24 protein-coding genes are annotated in these 23,185 nt (G+C 64.6%); 4 read left to right on the top strand and 20 right to left on the bottom strand.

The window, feature by feature from the left end:
• The first annotated feature begins 76 nt into the window (after positions 1-76).
• From earP to P9220_RS08240, 4 genes are all read left to right on the top strand, one after another.
• A complete protein-coding gene (gene earP, locus P9220_RS08255) occupies positions 77-1,243 on the top strand; it encodes an elongation factor P maturation arginine rhamnosyltransferase EarP (RefSeq protein ID WP_309764405.1) in 1,167 nt (388 codons plus the stop codon).
• A gap of 175 nt (positions 1,244-1,418) precedes the next feature.
• Positions 1,419-1,976: an elongation factor P gene (gene efp / locus P9220_RS08250; RefSeq protein WP_309764404.1), complete on the top strand. Its 558-nt coding sequence runs from the start codon at positions 1,419-1,421 to the stop codon at positions 1,974-1,976.
• Between the two features lie 307 nt (positions 1,977-2,283).
• The gene (locus P9220_RS08245) at positions 2,284-2,619 is read left to right on the top strand and encodes a BON domain-containing protein (RefSeq protein ID WP_309764403.1); all 336 of its coding nucleotides are present in this window, start codon (positions 2,284-2,286) and stop codon (positions 2,617-2,619) included.
• A gap of 183 nt (positions 2,620-2,802) precedes the next feature.
• Complete coding sequence (locus P9220_RS08240; protein WP_309764402.1) at positions 2,803-4,191, top strand: sigma-54 dependent transcriptional regulator; 1,389 nt, start codon at positions 2,803-2,805, stop codon at positions 4,189-4,191.
• A gap of 69 nt (positions 4,192-4,260) precedes the next feature.
• On the opposite strand, the gene nagZ is transcribed toward P9220_RS08240, so the two are convergent.
• From nagZ to plsX, 20 genes are all read right to left on the bottom strand, one after another.
• The gene (gene nagZ, locus P9220_RS08235; RefSeq protein ID WP_309764401.1) at positions 4,261-5,289 is read right to left on the bottom strand and encodes a beta-N-acetylhexosaminidase; all 1,029 of its coding nucleotides are present in this window, start codon (positions 5,287-5,289) and stop codon (positions 4,261-4,263) included.
• 37 nt (positions 5,290-5,326) lie between these two features.
• On the bottom strand, positions 5,327-5,731 hold the full coding sequence (acpS, locus tag P9220_RS08230) for a holo-ACP synthase (RefSeq protein WP_309764400.1): 405 nt from the start codon (positions 5,729-5,731) through the stop codon (positions 5,327-5,329).
• A 10-nt stretch (positions 5,732-5,741) separates the two neighbouring features.
• Entirely contained in the window at positions 5,742-6,515 is a 774-nt protein-coding gene (pdxJ, locus tag P9220_RS08225; protein WP_309764399.1) for a pyridoxine 5'-phosphate synthase, read from the bottom strand.
• On the bottom strand, positions 6,512-7,387 hold the full coding sequence (gene recO / locus P9220_RS08220; protein ID WP_309764398.1) for a DNA repair protein RecO: 876 nt from the start codon (positions 7,385-7,387) through the stop codon (positions 6,512-6,514). Before recO ends, pdxJ begins: the two co-directional genes overlap by 4 nt.
• Before the next feature lie 16 nt (positions 7,388-7,403).
• Positions 7,404-8,303, bottom strand: coding sequence for a GTPase Era (gene era, locus P9220_RS08215; RefSeq protein ID WP_309764397.1), 900 nt, complete (start codon positions 8,301-8,303; stop codon positions 7,404-7,406).
• Positions 8,304-8,364: 61 nt separating this feature from the next.
• On the bottom strand, positions 8,365-9,453 hold the full coding sequence (gene rnc, locus P9220_RS08210) for a ribonuclease III (protein ID WP_309764396.1): 1,089 nt from the start codon (positions 9,451-9,453) through the stop codon (positions 8,365-8,367).
• A 140-nt stretch (positions 9,454-9,593) separates the two neighbouring features.
• Positions 9,594-10,487, bottom strand: a complete 894-nt coding sequence (gene lepB, locus P9220_RS08205; protein ID WP_309764395.1) for a signal peptidase I — start codon at positions 10,485-10,487, stop codon at positions 9,594-9,596.
• 60 nt (positions 10,488-10,547) lie between these two features.
• A complete protein-coding gene (gene lepA, locus P9220_RS08200) occupies positions 10,548-12,338 on the bottom strand; it encodes a translation elongation factor 4 (protein ID WP_309764394.1) in 1,791 nt (596 codons plus the stop codon).
• Between the two features lie 124 nt (positions 12,339-12,462).
• Positions 12,463-12,723 carry a glutaredoxin family protein gene (locus tag P9220_RS08195; protein WP_309764393.1) on the bottom strand — a complete coding sequence of 87 codons (261 nt, stop codon included), beginning with the start codon at positions 12,721-12,723 and terminating at the stop codon, positions 12,463-12,465.
• Between the two features lie 9 nt (positions 12,724-12,732).
• Positions 12,733-14,268 (bottom strand): DegQ family serine endoprotease, encoded by a 1,536-nt coding sequence (locus P9220_RS08190; RefSeq protein ID WP_309764391.1) that lies wholly within the window; start codon positions 14,266-14,268, stop codon positions 12,733-12,735.
• A 22-nt stretch (positions 14,269-14,290) separates the two neighbouring features.
• Positions 14,291-15,277, bottom strand: a complete 987-nt coding sequence (locus tag P9220_RS08185; protein WP_309765426.1) for a MucB/RseB C-terminal domain-containing protein — start codon at positions 15,275-15,277, stop codon at positions 14,291-14,293.
• Between the two features lie 57 nt (positions 15,278-15,334).
• The gene (locus tag P9220_RS08180; protein WP_309764390.1) at positions 15,335-15,982 is read right to left on the bottom strand and encodes a sigma-E factor negative regulatory protein; all 648 of its coding nucleotides are present in this window, start codon (positions 15,980-15,982) and stop codon (positions 15,335-15,337) included.
• 83 nt (positions 15,983-16,065) lie between these two features.
• Entirely contained in the window at positions 16,066-16,665 is a 600-nt protein-coding gene (gene rpoE / locus P9220_RS08175) for an RNA polymerase sigma factor RpoE (RefSeq protein ID WP_277184115.1), read from the bottom strand.
• A gap of 95 nt (positions 16,666-16,760) precedes the next feature.
• Positions 16,761-17,225, bottom strand: a complete 465-nt coding sequence (locus tag P9220_RS08170; RefSeq protein WP_309764389.1) for a protein YgfX — start codon at positions 17,223-17,225, stop codon at positions 16,761-16,763.
• A 31-nt stretch (positions 17,226-17,256) separates the two neighbouring features.
• Positions 17,257-18,495, bottom strand: coding sequence for a beta-ketoacyl-ACP synthase II (gene fabF / locus P9220_RS08165; protein ID WP_309764388.1), 1,239 nt, complete (start codon positions 18,493-18,495; stop codon positions 17,257-17,259).
• Between the two features lie 146 nt (positions 18,496-18,641).
• Positions 18,642-18,881, bottom strand: coding sequence for an acyl carrier protein (gene acpP, locus P9220_RS08160; protein ID WP_004197638.1), 240 nt, complete (start codon positions 18,879-18,881; stop codon positions 18,642-18,644).
• Between the two features lie 240 nt (positions 18,882-19,121).
• On the bottom strand, positions 19,122-19,862 hold the full coding sequence (gene fabG, locus P9220_RS08155; protein ID WP_309764387.1) for a 3-oxoacyl-ACP reductase FabG: 741 nt from the start codon (positions 19,860-19,862) through the stop codon (positions 19,122-19,124).
• Between the two features lie 13 nt (positions 19,863-19,875).
• Complete coding sequence (fabD, locus tag P9220_RS08150) at positions 19,876-20,808, bottom strand: ACP S-malonyltransferase (protein ID WP_309764386.1); 933 nt, start codon at positions 20,806-20,808, stop codon at positions 19,876-19,878.
• A 130-nt stretch (positions 20,809-20,938) separates the two neighbouring features.
• The gene (locus P9220_RS08145) at positions 20,939-21,928 is read right to left on the bottom strand and encodes a beta-ketoacyl-ACP synthase III (RefSeq protein ID WP_309764385.1); all 990 of its coding nucleotides are present in this window, start codon (positions 21,926-21,928) and stop codon (positions 20,939-20,941) included.
• Positions 21,928-23,073, bottom strand: a complete 1,146-nt coding sequence (plsX, locus tag P9220_RS08140; protein WP_309764384.1) for a phosphate acyltransferase PlsX — start codon at positions 23,071-23,073, stop codon at positions 21,928-21,930. Before plsX ends, P9220_RS08145 begins: the two co-directional genes overlap by 1 nt.
• Positions 23,074-23,185: the final 112 nt, after the last annotated feature.

Raw genomic sequence — 23,185 nt, 5'->3', positions numbered from 1 at the left:
CACCGTGCGGCGGACGGTGTCTTAGAATCGCCAGTTTAGAACATTACGACGCGGTCTCGCCGCCGCTCATGCCGCCATGTCCACGCCCCTGTCGCATCAAGCAGGCCAGGAACTCGCCTGCGATATCTTCTGCGCGGTCGTCGACAACTTCGGCGATATCGGCGTGTGCTGGCGGCTCGCGCGTCAGTTGCGCGCGGAGCACGGCTGGCGCGTGCGGCTGTTCGTCGACGATCTCACCGCTTTCCACGCGCTGTGTCCCGCCGTCGATGCGTCGCGCGCGCGGCAAGAAGCGGCGGGCGTCGTCATCGAGCACTGGCGCGAGCCGGCGCATGCGGGCGACGCGCTCGCTATCGCCGATGTCGTCATCGAAGCGTTCGCCTGTGAGATCCCCCATGCCTATGTCGCCGCGATGGCGCGTCGCGCGCCGAAGCCCGTCTGGGTCAACCTCGAATATCTGAGCGGCGAAGACTGGGTTGCGGACTTCCACATGCGGCCGTCGCCGCATCCGCGCTTTCCGCTCGAGAAGAGCTTCTTCTTCCCCGGTCTCGGCGCGGGCACGGGCGGCGTGCTGAAGGAGCGCGGGCTCGATGCGGCCCGCGAACGTTTCGATGCCGCGGCGTGGTGGCGCGAGCGCGTCGGCATCGAGCGGCCGGAGGCGGCATCGACGGTGATTTCGCTTTTCGCCTACGAGAACCCCGCCGTCGATGCGCTGCTCGCGCAGTGGCGCGATGGCACTTCGCCGGTCGTGCTGCTCGTGCCGGAAGGCCGCATTTCGGGCGCGGTCGCGCGCTTCTTCGGCCTGCCGAAGTTCGCCGCAGGGACATCGGCGCATGCGGGCGCGTTGCAGGCGCATGCGCTCGGTTTCGTCGAGCAGCCGCGTTTCGACGAACTGCTGTGGGCCGCCGACATCAACTTCGTGCGCGGCGAAGACTCGTTCGTGCGCGCGCAATGGGCGCGCAAACCGTTCGTGTGGCACATCTACCCGCAAGCCGACGACGCGCATCTCCCGAAACTCGATGCCGCCCTCGCCCACTACACGAGCGGACTCTCGCCGACGGCGCGCGCTGCGATCGATCGCTTCTGGCACACGTGGAACGGCGCGGGAACGCCCGACTGGGCGGATTTCTGGCGGCATCGGGGCGAATTCGCGGCGCGCGCTTCGCAATGGGCCGACGAACTGGCGGGCGTCGGCGATCTGGCGGGCAACCTCGTCGCGCACGTGGCCGCACGCATGGGCGGCTGAAGCCACGCCCGCCGGCTGGCCAAATAAGCAAAAACTCAGTTAAAATAAGCGGTTATCCGAGCGCGGGCCAAATTTCACTGACTACGCACGGCGCTCCGCCCGAATCGATCCAATCCGCAGATCAGCAATCCACGGCAACACTCAAGCCAAATTCAATCGTAAGGACCCAGTTTTTATGAAGACCGCACAAGAACTCCGCGTCGGCAACGTCGTCATGATCGGCAGCGATGCCATGGTGGTGCAGCGTGCCGAATACAACAAGTCCGGCCGTAACGCAGCGGTCGTGAAGATGAAGTTCAAGAACCTGCTGACCAATGCCGGCATGGAAACGGTCTACAAGGCCGACGACAAGTTCGACGTCGTCGTGCTCGACCGCAAGGAAGTGACGTACTCGTACTTCGCCGATCCGATGTACGTCTTCATGGACGCCGACTACAACCAGTACGAAGTCGAAGCAGAAATGATGGGCGACGCGCTCAACTATCTCGAAGACGGCATGGCGTGCGAAGTCGTGTTCTACAACGAGAAGGCCATTTCGGTCGAACTGCCGACCACGCTGGTTCGCGAGATCGTCTACACGGAACCGGCCGTCAAGGGCGATACGTCGTCGGGCAAGGTGCTGAAGACCGCAAAGCTGAACACCGGCTTCGAATTGCAAGTGCCGCTCTTCTGCAACATCGGCGACAAGATCGAAATCGACACGCGCACGAACGAATACCGCAGCCGCGCCTAAAGCAGGCAATCGCGTAAGCCTTACGCCGGCCACGCCGGCGGCGGACGGCGGTTACGGAACCGCCTGTCCACGCTTAGATAAAAGCGCCCCATCGCGGGCGCTTTTTCTTTTGCATGAATTTTTTGACAAATTCAGGCAAACTTTACCGCTTGCAAGCAAACAGTTTGTGTAGCAAGCCGGCCTCGCATCCATTCTATGTGACTGTTTTTGTTGCGTTACATGCGACACCACGCCCCGCGCGCGCACCGTCTGACGAATTGGCACGATTTCTGCTCGATGCGCACATCCCGACTGAAGATGTCACGAGATGCAAACTCAGCGTTCCCGCGCTGGCCGATGGATCATCGTCGCGGCGTTCGCATTGCCCGCCTTCGCTTCGATGCCGGGATGCCAGTCCACGTCGGGCGGTGAGTCGTCCGCGGATTACGCGTCGGACGCTTCGGTGACCGCGCGTGTGAAAGCGGCGCTTCTCGCCGATCCGGGATTGAAGTCGCTCGCGGTGAGCGTGGCGACGTATCGCGGTGTCGTTCAGTTGTCCGGTAACGTGAATTCGGAGGAACAGATTCAGAAGGCCGTCGCCGTAACCCGCAGCGTGTCGGGCGTGCAATCCATCAGCAACGATCTGCACATCAAGCCGCAATGACGCAGTAGTCGAAATTCAAGCGCAGGACAAGAACAAACCGCAGCGGGACCCAACGCGCCGCGCCATCGAGCACGACAAGGCGCCGCAGCCCGCCCACGAGCGCCCGAGTTCCAAGCGTCGCCTTTGCCCGGCGACGCATGCTGCAACGGCAATTACAGTCTCTTTTGATACGTTGTGTCTGCCATGCCACACGCACTGATTGTCGAAGACGATCCCAATAGCCTGTCCGGCCTGTCCGCGATCCTGTCGGCGGACGGCTTTTCCGTCGATACCGCGACCACGCTCGCCGAAGCGCGCGCCGCGCTGACGCGCTTCATTCCCGATGTCGTGCTGATCGACCTGAACCTGCCCGACGGCAGCGGGCTCGACCTGCTGCCGAGCCTGCCCTCGCAACCGCCTGACGGCGCGCTGCCCGTCATCGTGATGACCGGCAACGCAACGGTCGAAAGCGCGATCGAAGGCTTGCGGCACGGCATCTGGGATTACCTGCTGAAGCCGGTGAACATCCCGCGCCTGCGCAGCCTCCTCGCACGGATTCCGCGTCCCTACGAGCTGACCGAGGAGGTGCAGTCGCTGCGCTCGACGCTGCGCGAACTGGGCCACTTCGGCGACATGCTCGGCCGCAGCGCGGTCATGCAGCACGTCTACGATCAGATCGAACATACCGCGCCGACCGAAGCCGCCGTGCTCATCTGTGGGGAGCCGGGCACGGGCAAGAAGCTGGCCGCACGCACGATTCACCAGTTGAGCCGCCGCCGCAAGGGACCGTTCGTCAGTTTCGACTGCTCGACCGCGCGCACCGACGGCACCCAGCGTTCGATGGAAAGCATTCTCTTCGGCCACGAGCGCAATGCGTTCGCAGGCGCGGAGAACCGCGAGCCGGGCCTGCTCGAGCAATCGGGGGGCGGCACGCTCTTTCTCGATCAGATCGATTCCCTGCCCGCCGCGCAGCAGGAAGCGTTGCTGCGCGCGCTCGATTCGCAGACGTTCATGCGCGTCGGCGGCAGCAACCGCATCATGACGGACTTCCGCCTGATCGCATCGTCCCGTACGCCGGCACGCGATGCCGTGACGAGCGGCGCGCTGCGCGAAGACCTGTTCCAGCGACTGTCGGCATCGTCGATCATGCTGCCGCCGCTGCGCGAACGCGACGACGACATCGCGCTGATGGCGGAGCAATTCGTCGATGAACTCAATCGCGAGAATCACATCGCCGGGATCACGAGCGGATCGCCGAAGCGCATCAGCCCGTCGTTCCTGCGCGAGTGCATCGCGAACGACTGGCCCGGCAACGTGCGCGAGATGCGGGATCGCGTGCGGCGCGCGTATCACGCATCGGGCGAAACCATCGAAACGCTGCGTGCCGACGAGCAAGGCGGCCCCGGCGGGCGCGGCCTGAACGGCAGCAGCGTGCAGGTGACCGTTGGCACCGCGCTGGCGGACGTCGAAGACATGCTGATTCGCGCGACGCTCGAAGCGGTCGGCGGGACGCGGCATCGCGCGGCGACGCTGCTCGGCATCAGCCCGAAGACGCTCTATAACAAGCTGCAGCGGATGAAGCTCGAATCGTAAGTTGTGCGGTCGATTGAAAAACGCCACGGCATTCGAAATGCCGTGGCGTTTTTTTTCGTCCCGCGGAATTCAGCTCAACGCGCTTGCGACCAGTTCCCGCGCCGCCCGGTACTCCGCCTGATTCTGCAGCTTGCTCCAGCGCAACGCCTTGCCGCGCGCACGCATGCGCGAGATGCGCTGTTGCGATGCCTTCGCCGGCGTGAAGCGGAGTTGCTCCAGCACCTTGCCAGCCTCTTCCGGCTGATTGCAGATCAGCACCATGTCGCAGCCCGCCGTCAGCGCGGCAGTCGCGGCTTCGGTGAGCGTGCCGCCCGCGCGCGCGGCTTCCATCGAAAGGTCGTCGCTGAAAATCGCGCCGTTGAAGCCCAGCTTGCCCCGCAGGATGTCCTGCAGCCAGATGCGCGAGAAGCCTGCGGGCTTGTCGTCGACTTGCGTGTAGATCACGTGCGCCGGAATCACCGACGCGAGCGACAGCCCGAGCCAGTCGTAGGGGCGCACATCGGCGGCGAGAATGTCGTCGAGCGGACGATCGTCGGTGGGCAGCGCGACATGCGAATCCGCCGATGCGAAGCCGTGCCCCGGGAAGTGCTTGCCGCAGTTCGCCATGCCCGCGAGCGCGAGGCCGTGATTCAGGCTCTTCGCGAGCATCGTCACGACGCGAGGATCGCTGTGCAATGCGCGATCGCCGATCACCTGCGACTGGCCGTACTCGAGATCGAGCACCGGCGCGAAGCTCATGTCGATGCCGCACGCGCGCAATTCCGACGCGAGTACATAGCCGAACGCGGTCGCCGCTCTGGTGGCCGCGAGAACGTCCCGGTCCCACAACGCGCCGAGCGTGGCCGGCGCGGGCAGCACCGTGAAACCATCGGTGCGGAAGCGCTGCACGCGTCCGCCTTCGTGATCGACGGCGATCAGGATGTCGTCGCGCACCGCGCGGATCGCATCGGTCAGCGCAACGAGTTGCGCGCGGTCCTCGAAGTGGCGCTTGAAGAGAATCACGCCGCCGGTCATCGGATGCGAGATGCGCTCGATATCCGCGTCGGAGAGCGTCGTGCCGGCGACGTCGAGCATGACGGGGCCGGGAGTGCGTTTCATCGAATTCAATGGATGTTCTTATCGTGGTTGATTGGTGTCACGCCTTGTCCGCGACTTCGGCGACGACGAAGGTCACCGCATAGTCGCGCTCGTCGGTGACGGTGACTTGCGCGGTGATGCCGCGTTGCGCGAGCCATTCGGCCAGTTCGCCCGACGCCACGACCATCGGCTTGCCGCTCGGCTCGTTGAGCGTTTGCAGCGCGCGCCAGGTCATCGGCCAGCGCATGCCGAGGCCGATCGCCTTCGAGAACGATTCCTTCGCGGAAAAGCGTGTCGCAAGGAACGCGAGACCGCGCACTTCGGAGCGCGCGCGGCGTGCGTGATAGATGCGCAGTTCGTCGGGGCCGAGTACCTTCTCGGCGAAGCGCCCTTTGGTGCGCTCCATGACCGCCGCGACGCGGCTGACTTGCACGAGATCCGTGCCGATTCCGTAGATCGCCATGATGCCGCGCTCAGCGTTTCGTTTGCGACGCGAGCCGCGATGCGACCATGATCGCCTTCATCTCGCGCACGGCGTTGTCCCAGCCGGCGAAGATCGCGTGCGCGACGATCGCATGGCCGATGTTCAGTTCGACGATGCCATCGAGCGCTGCGATCGGCTGCACGTTCGTATAGTGCAGGCCGTGGCCGGCATTGACCTTGAGGCCGAGCACATTGCCGAAATCGACGCTCGTCGCGACGCGTTCGAACTCGCGCTGCTGCCCCGCTTCGTCGTGGGCTTCGGCATAGCGGCCCGTATGCAGTTCGATGACCGGCGCGAGCGCTTCCTTCGCCGCGCGAATCTGGGTCTCGTCCGGATCGATGAACAGCGACACGCGGATGCCCGCATCGGCCAATTGCCTGCACGCGGCCTTCACCGCTTCGAACTGGCCGGCGACGTCGAGACCGCCTTCGGTCGTCAGTTCCGCGCGCTTTTCCGGCACGAGGCAGACATCCTGTGGCCGGATGTCGCACGCGATGTCGAGCATTTCGCGCGTCACCGCGCATTCGAGATTCATGCGCGTTTTGAGAAGCGGACGCAGCGCGCGCACATCGGCATCGACGATATGACGGCGATCCTCGCGCAGATGCAGCGTGATCGCGTCGGCGCCTGCTTCCTCGGCGGCGAGCGCGGCGCGGATCGGATCGGGATAGGACGTGCCGCGCGCATTGCGCAACGTGGCGACGTGATCGATATTCACGCCCAGATCGATCACGCTCGCGGGCGATGAGAGAAAGAAGCTCATAGGTTTTGCAGGTCGATCAGAATTTGACGGGTGGCGAGCGGCGCGCCGCCCAGGTGGTAATTCAGCAGGAAGCGCATCAGCGTCTTGCTCTGCACGGCGGTCTGGCCGCTGCTGTAGTCGTCGCGCTCCATGTCGATCAGCGTCTGCCCGGCGATCACCGGCCATTGCGCGGGAAGATCATCGGACGCGTCGAGCACGCCGCGCTCGGGATCAAACATGTAGCGGCCTTCGGCGACCACGCTCTCACGCGTGACCGTGCGCGTGAGCGCCATCGCATAGCCCGTTTCGCGCAACAGCACGCGCTCGAAGGAGCGCAGCACCTGCACGGCCGGTTCGCCGTGCGCGAGGCGCGAAAGCGTCAGCACGTAATGATTGAAGAGCGCCGGATGCGGGTCCTCGCGCGCGCAGAACTTCACGAGCAGTTCGTTGACGTAGAAACCGCAGAGAAGCGCGTCGCCGGTCAGAGGCAGCATGCCGCCGACCCATTCCGCCGTGGTCAGCGTGCGGACTTCGCCCTTGCCCGTCCACGAGAGCCCGAGCGGCTGAAACGTCTGCAGCACGCCGCGCAGCGCCGAATGCGGACGCTTCGCGCCCTTCGCGACGAGCGCGATGCGGCCGTGATCGCGCGAGAAGACATCGATGACGAGACTCGTCTCGCGGTAGGGATAGCTATGCAGCACGAAGCCCGGCTGCTCGCTCACGCGAAAATCGGAGCGCGGCGCGGCGCGCGGTTTCGGCCTGGCCGCGCTGCCGGTCGGGGACGCAGCCGCCCGGCGGCGCTTGGGAACGGGCCGCTCGCTGGCGTCGAAGTCGTCGTCAGGACGACTGTCGGCGGGCGGTGTCATCCACGCATCGCGGGTGCCGGCGTCCATGAGTTCGGTCCATGCGTCATTCGTAGCCGTAGGCGCGCAAGCCAGCTTCGTTGTCGGCCCAGCCGCTCTTCACCTTCACGAAGGTTTCGAGGTACACGGGGCCGTCGAACAGCTTCTCCATGTCGAGCCGCGCCTCGGTGCTGATCTGCTTCAGCTTCGCGCCCTTCTGGCCGATGATCATCGCCTTGTGGGTGTCCCGGTCGACGAGAATGGTCGCGAACACGCGGCGCAGGCGGCCTTCGGTCTCGAACTTGTCGATAAGCACCGTGCTCGTGTACGGCAACTCGTCGCCGGTCCAGCGGAACACTTTCTCGCGCAGGATTTCCGCAGCGAGGAAGCGCTCGCTGCGGTCCGTCAGGTCGTCTTCGCCGTAGATCGGCTCGCCTTCCGGCAGATACGGCTTCACGACCGACATCAGGCGCTTGATGTCTTCCGGGTGCTTCGCCGACAGCGGCACAATCTCGCGGAAGTCGCGCAAGGCGGACATCTGCTGCATGAACGGAAAGAGCGAATCCTTGTCGCCGACGCGGTCGAGCTTGTTGGCGATCAGCAGCGTGGGCGTGCCGGTCGGAATGAGGTCGAGCACTTTCTGATCGTCGGGGCCGAAGCGGCCGGCTTCGATCACGAAGAGGATCGCATCGACCGATGTCAGCGTCGACGTCACCGCGCGATTCAGCGAGCGGTTCAGCGCGCCGCTGTGGCGCGTCTGGAAGCCGGGGGTATCGACGAAGACGTACTGCGCGTCGTCGATCGTGTTGATGCCGGTGATGCGGTGGCGCGTCGTCTGCGCCTTGCGCGACGTGATGCTCACCTTCTGGCCGACGAGCGCGTTCATGAGCGTCGATTTGCCGACGTTCGGCCTGCCGACGATAGCGACCATGCCGCAGCGGAAACCGGAAGATGTGGGAGCGTTCATAGTGTTGTGCAGCCTGGATTCGTTGGCGTCTCGAGCGTGAGACGCGATGCGCGTGCGCGCGTCAGTGGCCGGCGTCGGCGGCGCGCACGACGCGGCTGGCCGGTGCGTCGGCGCTCGCGCCGCTGTTCGTGTCGGACTCGTCGCGCTCGGCGGATGCCTCAGCCGCTTCGCTCTTCGCCGCTTTTTCCGCCTTCTCCGCCTTTTCGGGACGATGGATCAGGTGCCGCTCCGGCTTGTCGGCGGCAGCATACGCGCCGGCGGACGGTTCGACATGCGTCGCGCGTATCACGGCCAGCGGCGCGGTGTCGTGCGGCTCGTCCGCCGCATGACTGCGCGGGCGTTCCCGTTCCCGCTCGCGCCGGTCCGGCGAGCGCAGATCGAGCGCGGCTTGCACGCCGATACCGCTCGGCATCACGTCCGCCTGGGCGAGCTTCGCCGCTCGCGCGCCCTTGCGCTTCGGTTTCACGCCGAGCGTCGGCGCAGCGGCCATCACCTGGTCGAGCGCCGTCTTTGCCGCAGCCTGTTCCGCCGCGCGACGGCTCGCGCCCGAGCCCGACACTTTCACGTCGAGCTTCGGTACCGAGCATTCGACTTCGAATTGCTGGTTGTGAGCCGCGCCGTGCGTCGCCACGACCGTATAAGTGGGCAGCGCGATCTTGTGGCCCTGCAGATATTCCTGCAGCAGCGTTTTCGCGTCCTTGCCGATGGTGCGCGGATCGATGTGATCGAGCACCGGCGTGTACAGACGCTTGATGACGGTATGCGCGGCGTCGAAACCGCCGTCGAGAAAGATGGCGCCGAAGATGGCTTCGAGGGTATCCGCGAGAATCGACGGGCGGCGGAAACCGCCGCTGCGCAGTTCGCCTTCGCCGAGACGCAGCCCTTCGGAGACGTTCAGCGCCTGAGCGATTTCATAAAGCGACTGCTGTTTGACGAGATTCGCCCGGACGCGCGACAGATCGCCTTCGTCGAGCTTGCCGAATCGCTGGAACAAAAGCGCAGCCACCACGCAATTGAGAACGGAATCGCCGAGAAATTCGAGCCGTTCGTTGTGCGTGGCGCTGTGACTGCGGTGGGTCATCGCCTGGCGCAGCAATTCCGCATTGCGAAATTCGTACCGCAGCCGGCTTTCCAACGGAGAAGATGGCATGGACAGAGTATAACGCGCCCGCCAAGGCGGCTGATTCCGCCCGGCGGGCCGGGAAAACGCATGGCGAGACGGTGTTAGCCGCGCTTCTTCACGCCGTTTCGAAGCGCGCGCCGCGCAGTGACGGCGGCGCACGCGAAGCATCACTGGAACGAGCCGATGCGCTTCAGGTTGCTGAAGTTCATCCAGATGAAGAACGCACGTCCGACGATGTTCTTGTCCGGGACGAAGCCCCAGTAGCGGCTGTCGGCGCTGTTGTCGCGGTTGTCGCCCATCATGAAGTAATGGCCCGACGGCACCTTGCAGGTCACGCCTTGCGCGTTGTAGACGCAGTTGTCGCGGTACGGGAAATCGTCCGCGCCGACGACGAACGGGGGCACTTGCGGATTGTTGAGGATGGCGTTCTTGCGGCCGTCGAGATCTTCGACGAACTGCTTTGCATAGCCGATGCGCTCGTCGTCGAAATAGTCGGGCTGCGCCGCTTCCGGCACCGGCTTGCCGTTGATGGTCAGATGCTTGTTCTCATAGGCAACGGTATCGCCCGGCAGGCCGATCACGCGCTTGATGTAGTCGACCGACTCGTCCTTCGGATAGCGGAACACCACCACGTCGCCGCGCGTGAGCGGCTTGCCCTCGGTCAGCTTCGTGTTGGTGATCGGCAGACGCAGGCCGTACTCGTACTTGTTCACCAGAATGAAGTCGCCGACGAGCAGCGTCGGCACCATCGAGCCGGAGGGAATCTTGAACGGCTCCACGATGAACGAGCGCACCACGAACACCGCGAGAATCACAGGGAAGAAGCTAGCCGTGTATTCGAGCCACCACGGCTGGCGCAGCCGCTCGCCGCGCAGACGCGCGCGCGTTTCGGCCGCGTTTTCGTCGGCGAAGCGCTCGCCGACGCGTTCCTGCTGGCGGTCGAACTCGGCGACTGCGGCATCCGCCGCGCGGCGGCGTCCCGGCAGAAAGACCAGTTTGTCGAGCACCCATGCAATACCCGTCACGAGGACGAGGATCAAGAGAATCAGTGCGAAATTCATCAAACGCTTCCGGTTGTTATCGTCGGTTGTTGTTGTTCTGCGCCTCGCGGCGCGCGGACATTATTCGTCCACGCGCAGGATTGCGAGGAAGGCTTCCTGCGGAATCTCGACCGATCCGACCTGCTTCATGCGCTTCTTGCCCGCCTTCTGCTTCTCGAGCAGCTTCTTCTTGCGGGTAATGTCGCCGCCGTAACACTTCGCGAGCACGTTCTTGCGAAGCGCCTTGATGTTCTCGCGCGCGATGATGTTCGAGCCGATGGTCGCCTGGATGGCCACGTCGTACATCTGGCGCGGAATCAACTCGCGCATCTTCGAGGCGACTTCGCGGCCGCGATGCTGGCTTTGCGAACGATGGACGATGACGGAGAGCGCATCGACCTTGTCGCCGTTGATGAGCATGTCGACCTTCACCACATCCGCCGCGCGATATTCCTTGAACTCGTAGTCCATCGACGCATAGCCGCGCGACGTGGACTTCAGGCGATCGAAGAAATCGAGCACGATTTCCGCCATCGGAATTTCGTAGGTAAGCTGCACCTGGCGGCCGTGATACTGCATGTTGATCTGCGAGCCGCGCTTGTTCGTACACAGCGTGATGACCGAGCCCACATACTCTTGCGGCATGTAGAGGTTCACGGTGACGATCGGCTCGCGCACTTCCTCGATCTTGGACGGCTCCGGCATCTTCGCCGGATTTTCGACGGAGATGGTCGTGCCGTCGCGCTGCACGACCTCGTAAATCACCGTCGGGGCCGTGGTGATGAGGTCCATGTCGAACTCGCGCTCGAGCCGCTCCTGCACGATTTCCATGTGCAGCAGGCCGAGGAAGCCGCAACGGAAGCCGAAGCCGAGCGCCTGCGAGACTTCCGGCTCGAACTGCAGCGAGGCGTCGTTCAGCTTCAGCTTCTCGAGCGATTCGCGCAGTGCGTCGTACTGGTTCGCTTCGACCGGGTAGAGGCCCGCGAACACCTGCGGCTTCACTTCCTTGAAGCCCGGCAACGGCTCCTGCGCCGGCCGATTCGCGACGGTGACCGTATCGCCGACCTTGGCGGCCGTCAGCTCCTTGATGCCCGCGATGACGAATCCCACCTGCCCCGCCGACAACTGCGAGAGGTTGGTCGACTTCGGCGCGAACACGCCCAGATGCTCGACCGGGTATTGCGCGCCGGTCGCCATCATCTTGATCTTGTCCTTCGGCTTGAGCGTGCCGTTGACGATACGCACGAGCATCACGACGCCGACGTAGTTGTCGAACCACGAGTCGATGATCAGCGCCTGCACCGGCGCGTCCGGATCGCCCTTGGGCGGCGGCACTTTCGCAATTAGCGATTCCAGCACGTCCTCGACGCCGAGCCCCGTCTTCGCGCTGCAATGAACGGCGTCGGTCGCGTCGATGCCGATCACGTCTTCGATTTCGGCAATCGCGTTCTCGGGATTGGCAGCCGGCAGGTCGATCTTGTTCAGCACCGGGACGACTTCGACGCCGAGTTCGATCGCCGTATAGCAATTGGCGACGGTCTGCGCCTCGACGCCCTGGCTCGCATCGACGACGAGCAGCGCGCCTTCGCATGCCGACAGCGAGCGGCTGACTTCGTACGAGAAGTCGACGTGTCCGGGTGTATCGATCAGATTGAGGTTGTAGACCTGACCGTCGCGCGCCTTGTACGTCAGCGCCGCCGTCTGCGCCTTGATCGTGATGCCGCGCTCGCGCTCCAGGTCCATCGAGTCGAGCACCTGCGCTTCCATCTCACGATCCGACAGCCCGCCGCACAACTGGATGATGCGGTCCGCGAGCGTCGACTTGCCGTGATCGATGTGCGCAATGATCGAGAAGTTACGAATATGATTCATTCAGTGCCGATCAAGCGAAAAAGGCGCGCCCTCACACACGCGGAGCACGCCTTGAAAATTTGGGGAAAACTTCTGCATTTTAGCCGAAAAGGGGGGTGGTCAGGCGTTTTCGGCGTTCGGCGGATCAACGGCTGCGTTTCTGCAAGACCGTAAGGACGGCATCGCCGTCCAGCCGGTAATGGCACAGCTCGACGCCATCGAGCATCAGCACCGGCACGCGCTCGTTGTAACGCGCTTCGAGCTGCGGGTCTTCGTCGATGTCGATCCACTCGATCGCCACGCCGAAGCGCGCCGCGATCGGCTCCAGTTCGGCGCGCATCTCCTCGCACAGATGACACCAAGCGCGCCCGTACAGGACGAAAGGCGCGCCGTGCCTCTCACTCATCGTCGGGCGTTACTTCTGCGACGGCACGCGCGGGCGCAACGGCACGAACTGCGTGTTGTCGCCACGACGCACGAGAACCGCAACCATCTTGCTCGCATCGAGGCTCTGCGCGAGCGCTTCGAACTGCTTCGCGCTCGTGATATCGGTGTCGCCGATGCGCATGATGATGTCGCCCTTCTGGAAGCCCGCGCGCGCGGCCGGTCCTTCGACGGCGTCGACCAGCACGCCGCTCGTGAGCTTGAGCGCCTTCTTCTGCTCGGCGGAGAGATCACTCACCGCGAGCCCGAGCGAATTGCTTGCGCGCTCCTTCGGCTGCGGGGCGCGGCGCTGCTCGGCCTTCGCGACCTTGTCCGGCTGCATTTCGGCGATGGTGATCGGCAGTTCGCGCGACTGACCCTTGCGCCAGATCGTGACGGTCGCCTTCGAGCCCGGCTTGCTGTCGCCTACCATGCGCGGCAGATCGGTCGCCGTCTCGACGTTCGTTCCGTTGAACTTCAGGATGATGTCGCCCGGCTGAATGCCCGCCTTGTCCGCCGGACCGCCCGACTCGACGCTGCTCACGAGCGCGCCCTGCGCCTTCGGCAGGCCGAGCGAATCCGCGACGTCCTTCGTCACTTCGCCGATAGCCACCGCGATGCGCCCGCGCACGACCTTGCCCGACGTCTTCAGCTGATCGGCCACGCGCATCGCTTCGTCGATCGGAATCGCGAACGAGATGCCCATGAAACCGCCGGTGCGGCTATAGATCTGCGAATTGATGCCGATGACTTCGCCCGCCATGTTGATGAGCGGACCGCCCGAGTTGCCCGGATTCACCGCGACGTCGGTCTGGATGAACGGCAGGTAATCGCCCGTGTCGCGCCCTTTCGCGCTGACGATGCCCGCCGTCACCGTGTTGTCGAGGCCGAACGGCGAGCCGATCGCGAGGACCCATTCGCCGACGCGCACCTTGTTCGAATCGCCGATGGTGATGGCCGGCAGGCTCGACGCACTGATCTTGACCACCGCTACGTCGGTGCGCTCGTCGACGCCGACGAGCCGCGCCTTGAACTCGCGCTTGTCGGTGAGCGTGACGTAGATGGTGTCGGCGTCATCGACGACGTGCGCGTTCGTCATCACATAGCCGTCCGTCGACAGGATGAATCCCGAGCCGACGCCGCTGCTCTGTTCCGAATTGTCCTGGCTGTCATCCGGCGGAAGGCTGCGGCTGCCGCCCTTGCCCTGATCGCCGCCGCTTCCACCGCCGCCACCGCCGCCACCACCACCGCGTGGCGGCTGGCCGGGCATCGGGATACCGAAGAAGCGGCGGAAGAACTCGGACATGTCGCCTTCATCGAGGCCGGGCGGCAGACCGCGCAAGTCGTTGGCAGTGCCGACACGCGAGGTCGTGCGGATATTGACGACCGAAGGCCCGACCCTGTCGACGAGCGCAGTGAAATCCGGCAGGTTCACCGCCGGGGCCGCCGCCGCCGTATGCGAGATGAGCGGCAGGCACACGGCGAGCGCCGCGGCCGCGATGAACTTGCGCAGCGAGTAGTAGCTCATAGGCTGGAGGCGAGGGATTCGATTACCGGGAAGGCTTGTATTCTATGGTAGAGGCAAATTGCTGCAACGTGCTTTGCGGCACTTCGCCGAGCAAGGTAATCCAGAAATCGCCACGGCGCTTCACGAGCACATGCGTCGCGCCGCTGTTGCCCGCGCCTTCCTTGCGCGAACTCTTCTCGACCGGCTCGACGAACACCGAAATGGCGGCGAGGCCGTCGGAGAACACGGCCTGATCGACGGGGATCGGCGCCTGGCCCTGCTGGCTCGACGCCATCGGCCGGCGCAGTTCGCGAATCTTTTTGAAGCCCGGAATGCTCGGCTTCATCTGCCAGCCCTGCGCTTCCATGTCGACCGGCTGCACGGGCGGCCGCACGATCGTCCAGCCCGCCGTGCTGCGCATGCCGTTCGCAATCGCCGCCTTGTCGATGGCCCCGCCGATGCGCACTTGCGAGAACGAAAGCTGTTCCAGCACCTGACCGTCCGGATCGAGCGTCTGGGCACGCAGCAGAAGACCGGTTTTCGCGTCGGCCCAGAGCTTGTAGGCGAAGCGATACGCGTCTTTCGGATCGAGCTGGATGACCTGGCTTTCGACGCCCGCCACGCGGTCGTTACCCAGCAGCTTCGGCTCGTAGTAGTTCAGCACCTGATCCCCGCTCGTCGCGAGCAGCGACGGGAACGAGTCGCGGCTCTGCCGATGCTCCATCACGAGCAGATGGCGCTCCGGCACGAACGTGACCATGTCGTCGTCGTGGCGCAACATGCGGCGCGGTGCGCCGTCGAGACTTTCGAGGGATTCGTATTCGCCGTCGCCGCGCGTGGCGACGTGCGTGATCCGCGACGACTGCACCGTCGTGCCGCGCTGATAGACGAAGGTGCCCTCGTAGTTCTGCTGCTGGGCCGCCTCGTGGATGCGATTGAGCAGGCTGGCCGCGGTCTTGCGCTGTGCGGCGTCGGCGGTGTCGGCAAACGAAGTCGATGCCGCCGACAACAATGCGGCTGCGCACAACATCAATGCCGGCAGCCGCCCCCAGGTTCTAGTTTTATTCAACCGCACACTCGCCCTCGGTTATTGGCCCTGCGAAGTCACGGCCGCGCGAATCAGAGGCATGGAGCCGGGCATCGCAGGCTGCTGCGAGAACTGCTGATGCGCTTCGAGATATTGATCGAGATTCGCGTCGCGGATGATGTTCGCTTCCACGACCGGCGACGCCGTGCTCACCGCCGGCACCGACGCGAGCGCGACGCGCTGCACCGGCTCCGTCTGGGCGACGCTCGCCACCTGCGCACCCGACTGACTGCCGACGCCCTGCAACTGCGGCACGACGATCCACGTCAGCGTGGCCGCAGCCGCCGCTACCGCGAACGCCGGCACGACGCGCCGGCGCAGCAAGCCGCCGCGCGCCTTCTGCGCCGGAAGCGCTGCGGGCGCAAGCACGTGCGCTTCAGCTTCGAAACGCGCGGAGAACGCCGACATGAACGCGCTGCTGCGCACCGGGCTTTCGGCGAGATCGTCCGAGCGCAATGCGTCGCCAATCAGGTGATAGTCGGACCACGCCGCGCGGTCCTGGCTCGTCAGTCCCGCAAGGAACTGGCTGATGTTTTGAATCTCGTCGAGCGATTCACCGTCGACGAACGCCGACATGCGCTCGCCGCGCGTGCCCGCCTGAGAATGTGTCTGCGAATTTCCGTGCGCTTGCATCGAGACCGACCCCATGATGCTCCCCAATCCTGTGATACCACCCCGTAGTGACACCAACTAACCCAGATATCGCGTCCCTGTCCCGTGGATTTCGCCGCCTACCAGCGTTTGCCTTCGGGAGTGTCCAACAACGGACGCAATTTTGCCGCAATGGCTTCGCGAGCACGGAAAATTCTTGATCTGACGGTGCCGATGGGGCAATCCATCATCTCGGCGATTTCTTCGTAGCTCAACCCTTCGATTTCCCGGAGCGTGATGGCGGTGCGCAGTTCTTCCGGCAGCAGCGCCATCGCAGCATTGACCGTTTCCGCGATCTGCTTGCTCATCAACATCGACTCGGGCGTGTTGATATCCCTTAGTTGGTCGGCGTCGGAGAAAGTTTCCGCCTCTTCGGCATCTGCTTCGGTAGAAGTGGGAGCGCGGCGGCCCTGCGTGGCAAGGTAGTTCTTCGCCGTATTGACGGCGATGCGGTACAGCCAGGTGTAGAAGGCCGATTCGCCCCGGAATTGCGGCAGCGCGCGATAAGCCTTGATGAAGGCGTCCTGGGCGACGTCCTCGACCTCGGCGGGGTCGCGCACGAGGCGCGAGATCAGTCGAATGATCTTGCGGTGGTATTTGGCGACCAGCAGTTCGAACGCGGCTTTGTCGCCCTTCTGCACGCGCTCGACCAGCACTTGGTCGATTTCTTTTTCGCTCACCTGGGAATCCGTTTGACATGGGGGCTGTTCGCGGACGGCTATTGTAGCGTTACCGTCTTCGCGTTATCCCCGACGCTCATGCGCCGTTACAGTCTTTACAGGTATGCGCTCGCGGCGCGGCGGGCGCGTACTGCAAGCTGGCGGAAGGTGTCGGAATCGACGGTGTCCGCCGCGACCAGCAGCGTGCGCGGCCTGCCTTTCCCCGCGGACAAGGTCAGCGCCAGCAGCCGCCCGCTCCACTGGGCACAGCCGACGATGGCGAGATAGTGCGTGCCGCTCGCGCGTTCCCAGACGGTCACGCCGTCGGCGTGCAGCGCGATCGCCACCGGCTGCCGACGCCGCCAGCGCGCCGCTGCCACCCCGAGCAGCGCGAGCGCGACGAGCGCCGCGACGGCGCCATCGAATGCGCCGAAACGCCCCGCGACACATTCGAAGACCGCCGCGCCGGCCACCGCGATGAACACACCGAGCGCGGCGAGCACAAAACGAGACGGCCGCATCGGGATGCGCGGCAGCGTGCCTGCTTCCCGATGCGGCCGATGCTCCTGCGCGCCCGTCATCACGGTCCCCGATCCGGCGAGCGCGTGGCGCTCAATGACGCTTGAAGATGAGCGAGCCGTTCGTGCCGCCGAAGCCGAACGAGTTCTTCACCGCGACATCGATCTTCATCTCCCGCGCGGTGTTCGCGCAGTAGTCCAGGTCGCACTGCGGGTCCTGATTGAAGATGTTGATGGTCGGCGGCGAAATCTGGTTGTGCACGGCGAGCACCGTAAACACCGATTCGAGTCCGCCCGCGCCGCCGAGCAGGTGGCCCGTCATCGACTTCGTGGAGTTCACGACAGCGCTCTTCGCATGGTCGCCGAGCGCGCGCTTGATGCCGATGGTCTCCGCGATGTCGCCGAGCGGCGTCGACGTGCCGTGCGCGTTCACGTAGTTGACCTGGTCGGCGTTGACCTTCGCGTTTTTCAGCGCGTTGACCATTGCGCGGCGGCCGCCGTCGCCGTCTTCGGGCGGTGCGGTCATGTGGTACGCATCGCCGCTCATGCCGTAGCCCAGCACTTCCGCGTAGATCTTCGCGCCGCGCGCCTTCGCGTGCTCGTACTCTTCGAGCACCATCACGCCCGCGCCCTCGCCGAGCACGAAGCCGTCGCGATCCGTGTCCCAGGGACGGCTGGCCGTCGACGGATCGTCGTTGCGCTGCGAGAGCGCGCGCGCCGCCGCGAAACCGCCGATGCCGAGCGGGGACACCGTTGCTTCCGCGCCGCCCGCGATCATCACGTCGGCGTCGCCATATTCGATCAGACGCGACGCCTCACCGATGCAGTGCAGACCGGTCGTGCAGGCCGTGACCATCGACAGGTTCGGCCCCTTGAGGCCGAAGCGGATCGACAGATGACCGGAAATCATGTTGATGATCGACGCCGGCACGAAGAACGGCGAGATGCGGCGCGGGCCGCGATTGAGCAGTTCGGTCTGGGTGACTTCGATCATCGGCAGGCCGCCGATGCCCGAGCCGACCACCACGCCGACGCGCTCCGCGTTCTCTTCGGTGATCTCGAGGCCGCTGTCCTGCATGGCCTGGACGCCCGCCGCGAAGCCGTAATGGATGAAGGTATCCATGTGGCGCGCTTCCTTAGCGGGCATGTAGTCCTCGATGTTGAAGCCCTTCACCTCGCCCGCGAAACGGGTCGAGAAGTTCGTGGCATCGAACTTCGTGATATTGGCAATGCCGGACTTGCCCGCCACCAGATTGGCCCAGCCGTCGGCAACGGTATTGCCGACAGGCGAAATGAGCCCAAGGCCTGTAACAACAACTCGACGACGGCTCACGGTAACCCCTTATCCATAGAATGACGAAAAGCAAAAGCCACAGCGGCCACAGGAAACCGCCCTGTGTGCCCTGTGGCTGTTAAATCGGTTTTCGCAGCGACGGTGCTTCAAGCTTGAAGAGCGACGAGTCGCCGGCGCGTCCGGCCTTAGGCCTTGACGTTCGCGCGAGCGTAGTCGATCGCTTGCTGAACCGTGGTGATCTTTTCGGCCTCTTCATCGGGAATTTCCATGCCGAACTCGTCTTCCAGCGCCATCACCAGTTCAACGGTATCGAGCGAGTCAGCGCCCAGATCGTTCACGAACGATGCTTCGTTCTTGATTTCGGCTTCAGCCACGCCCAGTTGTTCGGCGACGATCTTCTTCACGCGCTGTTCGATGTTGTCCATGCAACCCTCCGAGGGAATAAAAGTTCAAAAATACGAGTGCGCGCATTTTATCAGGTTTGGTCCCGCAAAATACGGCGCTTCAGTTCCGTGCTCCACCGCCTCCTGCGCTTCATCAAGGCGCTCGCGGCGGGTTGCATCGTGTGTTGCGGTCGCGCTATCGACCGTGCGCGCATGCTCGTGAAAGCATTTCGCGCGCCCGTCTGCCGCGCGGATATTAAGCGAATTTCGGCGAAATGCCTATTACATGTACATGCCGCCGTTCACGTGCAGCGTCGTGCCCGTGATATAGCCCGCGAACGGCGACGCCAGGAAGGCCACCGCATGTGCGATGTCGTCGGGGCTGCCGAGCCGGCCAAGCGGAATCTGCGCGGTCAGCGCGGTGCGCTGCTCTTCCGGCAGGACCTTGGTCATGTCGGTATCGATGAAGCCCGGCGCGATGCAGTTCACGGTAATGCCGCGGCTGCCGATCTCGCGTGCGAGCGCGCGCGTCATGCCCGCGACCCCGGCCTTCGCCGCCGCGTAGTTGGCCTGACCGGGATTGCCCGACGAGCCGACCACCGAGGTGATGTTGATGATGCGGCCGCCGCGCGCCTTCATCATCGGGCGCAGGACGGCGCGCGACAGACGGAATACTGCACGCAGGTTGGTGTCGATGACGGCGTCGAATTCGTCGTCCTTCATGCGCATGGCGAGCTGGTCCTTCGTGATGCCCGCGTTGTTCACGAGGATGTTCAGGCCGCCGAATTCCCTCACGGTTGCGTCGATGAACGCATCGGCGGCTGCCGCGTCGTTCACGTTCAGCACCGCGCCGCGGCCCTTGCCGCCCGCCTGCGCCAGCGCTTCGCCGATGCCGGCCGCGCCGCTTTCGCTCGTCGCGGTGCCGATGACCGTCGCGCCCTGACGCGCCAGTTCGAGCGCGATCGCGCGCCCGATGCCACGCGATGCGCCCGTGACGATCGCTACCTGATTGTCCAAGTTCATGTCGTTCTCTCTCTTATCCAGCGATCAGTTTGCGCGTTTCCTCGAGCGAAGCCGGATCGAAGATCGAGCCGCCGACGAGGTTGCCGTCGATGCGCTTGGTCAGCCCGGCGAGCACCTTGCCCGGCCCGCATTCGACGACGTGCGTGACGCCTTCGCGCGCCATCGCCTGCACGCATTCGACCCAGCGCACCGGACCTGCGGCCTGGCGCACGAGTGCGTCCTTGATGGCGGCGGGATCGGAGACGATCGCGACATCGACGTTATTGATCAGCGGAATGGCCGGCGCCTTCACCTCGACGTTGGCGAGATATTCCCGCAATTGGTCCGAAGCGGGTTTGAGCAGCGACGAATGGAACGGCGCCGACACGGGCAGCGGCAGCGCGCGTTTTGCCCCTTTCGCCTTCGCCACTTCACACGCCTTTTCGACTGCGGCCTTCGCGCCGGCGATCACCACCTGCGCGGGCGCGTTGAAGTTGACCGCTTCGACCACGCCGGCCGACGCGGCCTCGGCGCACACCGCGCGCACCGTGTCGTCGTCGAGACCGAGGATTGCAGCCATCCCGCCCTCGCCGACCGGGACGGCGTTCTGCATGGCCTGGGCACGGAAGCGCACGAGCGGAACGGCATCGGAGAACGCGAGCGCACCCGCCGCGACCAGCGCCGTGTATTCGCCGAGGCTATGGCCCGCGACGAGCGCCGGCACGAGACCCGTTTCCGTCTGCCACACGCGATAGATCGCGTAGGCGGCGGTCAGCATGACGGGCTGCGTGTTGGTCGTGAGATTGAGTTCTTCCGCCGGGCCTTCGGCGATCAGCTTGCCGAGATCCTGGCCGAGCGCGTCGGATGCCTGTTGCACCGTTTCGCGCACCACGGCGTGATCGGCGAATGCGTTGAGCATCCCGATCGATTGCGAGCCCTGGCCCGGAAATACGAACGCGAATTTCATGTCGTCCTCGTTGAATTGGAATGATCCGGATGTCTTCACGGCCTGCGCACGAACCGCGCGCTCCTGCGGCGCGCGGCGGCTGTCGTGAAGGGGATCAGTTGCGAATGAGTAGAGGGGATGGATGAACCGATCAGTAGCGGAAGACCGACGCGCCCCACGTGAAGCCGCCGCCCACGCCTTCGATCAGCACGTTCTGTCCGCGCTTGATGCGGCCGTCGCGCACCGCGACGTCGAGTGCGAGCGGAATCGACGCTGCCGATGTATTGCCGTGATCGCCGACCGTCACCACCATGCGCTCCTGCGGCAGGTGCAGCTTGCGGCAGGTGCTCTGCATGATGCGGATATTGGCCTGATGGGGAATCAGCCAGTCGATCTCCTGCGGCGTCAATTTCGCTTTCTGGAGCGCCTCGATGGCCACCTTTTCCAGCACGTTGACCGCGAGCTTGAACACCGCCTGGCCGTCCATGTGCAGGAAGGCGCTGCCCGCCACGACGCCGCCGTTCACGTTGCCCGGCGTGCAGAGGATGTCCGCGTAGCTGCCGTCGGCGTGCAACGCGCTCGCCAGCACGCCCGGCTCTTCCGATGCCTGGAGCACGACCGCGCCCGCGCCGTCGCCGAACAGCACGCAAGTGGTGCGATCCTTGAAGTCGAGAATGCGCGAGAACGTTTCCGCGCCGACGACGAGCGCCGTGCGATGCATCCCGCTGCGAATGAAGCTGTCCGCCGTCGCCATGCCGTACGCGAAGCCCGAACACACGGCCTGCACGTCGAACGCCGCGCCGTTGTTTTTGATACCGAGCTTGTTCTGCAGCAGGCAGGCAGTGCTGGGAAACACGAAGTCCGGCGTGGACGTCGCGACGATGATCAGGTCGATGGACTGCGGATCGATGCCCGCAGCCTGGATCGCCTTCTGCGATGCGATCAGCGCGAGATCGCTCGTCGTCTGGTCCGGGGCCGCGAAGTGGCGCGCGTGGATGCCCGTGCGCGCGACGATCCATTCATCGCTGGTCTCGACACCTTGCGTCGCGAGACGATCCGCCAATGCCTGATTCGTGATGCGCTCGGACGGCAGATAGCTGCCGGTGCCCAGCACGCGAGCGTAGAGATTGGATTGAGCCATTATGCCTTCGTGGGTAGCGCGGTGCCGGACGCGTCCGGCGGGTTTGGCAGGGAGTTCGGCTGAGTCGCCGCGCCGCCCGCTGAATCGGCGGGACGGGCGGCATCGGGAGCCGTTGCGCTCGGTCCGGCGTCGCGCGCGGGCTGAGCATTCTCTTCCATCGCACGCACCAGGCGTTCGAGCACGCCATTTTTGACCGCATCATACCCGCGTTTGATCGCCCACTCAAAACCGTAGGCCTCGGCCGAACCGTGACTCTTGATCACGAGGCCGCGCAAACCGAGCAGCGCCGCGCCGTTGTACTGCGCCGGATCGACGCGTTTGCGGAAGCGCTTGAGCACGGGCATCGCGACGAGCGCCATCACCTTGCTCGACAGCGAGCGCGTGAACTCTTCCTTGATCATGTCGGAGAGCATCTTCGCAAGACCTTCCGAGGTCTTCAGCGCGACGTTGCCGACGAAGCCATCGCACACGACGACATCCGTGGTGCCCTTATAGATGTCGTTGCCTTCCACGTTACCGTAGAAGTTGAGCGTGCTCGCGCGCAGCAGCTCGCCGGCGCGCTTGATGGTCTCGTTGCCCTTGATGACTTCTTCGCCGATATTGAGCAGCCCGATGGTCGGCCGCTCGCGGCCTTCGATGGCCGATACGAGCGCGTGCCCCATCTCCGCGAACTGCAGCAGGTGCTCGGGCTCGCAGTCGACGTTCGCGCCCAGATCCAGCACGGTGGTATAGCCCTTCTGGCTGGGCATCGCGAACGCGATGGCCGGGCGCTCGATGCCCGACAGCGTCTTGAGCACGTAGCGCGACACGGCCATGAGCGCGCCCGTGTTGCCGGCGGAGATGCAGGTCTGCGCCTCGCCGTCCTTGACGAGATTCAGCGCGACGCGCATCGACGAATCTTTCTTCTTGCGCAGCGCGACTTCGACGGGATCGTCCATGGCGACCACCTCGGTCGCGGGAACCACCGTCAGCCGCGGCTCGTCGACCGCCTTGGCTTTCTTTAGCTGCGCACGGATGGCCTGCTCGATGCCGACGAGCATCAGGTGCGCGTCGGGATGCGAGCGCACGAAATTGACGGCGGCGGGAACGGTCACGGCCGGACCGTGGTCGCCTCCCATGCAGTCAATGGTTATCTTTACGGTCATGGAAAGCGACGAATTTCAGGCACAAAAAAGCGGCAGTGAAATGCCGCCTTCTTGTCATACCGGGAAAGTGTCAAAGCATGCCAGGCGCGCACGACCGCAAAACGGTGGCGCG

Origin of the sequence: Caballeronia sp. LZ016 (assembly GCF_031450805.1) — a bacterium.
GTDB lineage: Bacteria > Pseudomonadota > Gammaproteobacteria > Burkholderiales > Burkholderiaceae > Caballeronia.
The sequence above is the reverse complement of the archived record's forward strand: the minus strand, read 5'-3'. Positions and strand labels throughout refer to the sequence as shown.

Coding starts and splice junctions, on each gene's coding strand:
- lepB (WP_309764395.1), bottom strand. CDS start 10,487: ATGAATTTCGCACTGATTCTCTTGATCCTCGTCCTCGTGACGGGTATT.
- nagZ (WP_309764401.1), bottom strand. CDS start 5,289: ATGAAACGCACTCCCGGCCCCGTCATGCTCGACGTCGCCGGCACGACG.
- acpP (WP_004197638.1), bottom strand. CDS start 18,881: ATGGACAACATCGAACAGCGCGTGAAGAAGATCGTCGCCGAACAACTG.
- era (WP_309764397.1), bottom strand. CDS start 8,303: ATGAACGCTCCCACATCTTCCGGTTTCCGCTGCGGCATGGTCGCTATC.
- P9220_RS08195 (WP_309764393.1), bottom strand. CDS start 12,723: ATGAGTGAGAGGCACGGCGCGCCTTTCGTCCTGTACGGGCGCGCTTGG.
- P9220_RS08180 (WP_309764390.1), bottom strand. CDS start 15,982: ATGGGGTCGGTCTCGATGCAAGCGCACGGAAATTCGCAGACACATTCT.
- plsX (WP_309764384.1), bottom strand. CDS start 23,073: ATGACCGTAAAGATAACCATTGACTGCATGGGAGGCGACCACGGTCCG.
- P9220_RS08145 (WP_309764385.1), bottom strand. CDS start 21,928: ATGGCTCAATCCAATCTCTACGCTCGCGTGCTGGGCACCGGCAGCTAT.
- pdxJ (WP_309764399.1), bottom strand. CDS start 6,515: ATGAGCTTCTTTCTCTCATCGCCCGCGAGCGTGATCGATCTGGGCGTG.
- rnc (WP_309764396.1), bottom strand. CDS start 9,453: ATGCCATCTTCTCCGTTGGAAAGCCGGCTGCGGTACGAATTTCGCAAT.
- recO (WP_309764398.1), bottom strand. CDS start 7,387: ATGGACGCCGGCACCCGCGATGCGTGGATGACACCGCCCGCCGACAGT.
- P9220_RS08185 (WP_309765426.1), bottom strand. CDS start 15,277: ATGTTGTGCGCAGCCGCATTGTTGTCGGCGGCATCGACTTCGTTTGCC.
- fabD (WP_309764386.1), bottom strand. CDS start 20,808: ATGAAATTCGCGTTCGTATTTCCGGGCCAGGGCTCGCAATCGATCGGG.
- acpS (WP_309764400.1), bottom strand. CDS start 5,731: ATGGCGATCTACGGAATCGGCACGGATCTCGTGCAAGTCAGCCGCGTC.
- P9220_RS08170 (WP_309764389.1), bottom strand. CDS start 17,225: ATGACGGGCGCGCAGGAGCATCGGCCGCATCGGGAAGCAGGCACGCTG.
- efp (WP_309764404.1), top strand. CDS start 1,419: ATGAAGACCGCACAAGAACTCCGCGTCGGCAACGTCGTCATGATCGGC.
- lepA (WP_309764394.1), bottom strand. CDS start 12,338: ATGAATCATATTCGTAACTTCTCGATCATTGCGCACATCGATCACGGC.
- P9220_RS08190 (WP_309764391.1), bottom strand. CDS start 14,268: ATGAGCTACTACTCGCTGCGCAAGTTCATCGCGGCCGCGGCGCTCGCC.
- earP (WP_309764405.1), top strand. CDS start 77: ATGTCCACGCCCCTGTCGCATCAAGCAGGCCAGGAACTCGCCTGCGAT.
- fabG (WP_309764387.1), bottom strand. CDS start 19,862: ATGAACTTGGACAATCAGGTAGCGATCGTCACGGGCGCATCGCGTGGC.
- P9220_RS08245 (WP_309764403.1), top strand. CDS start 2,284: ATGCAAACTCAGCGTTCCCGCGCTGGCCGATGGATCATCGTCGCGGCG.
- P9220_RS08240 (WP_309764402.1), top strand. CDS start 2,803: ATGCCACACGCACTGATTGTCGAAGACGATCCCAATAGCCTGTCCGGC.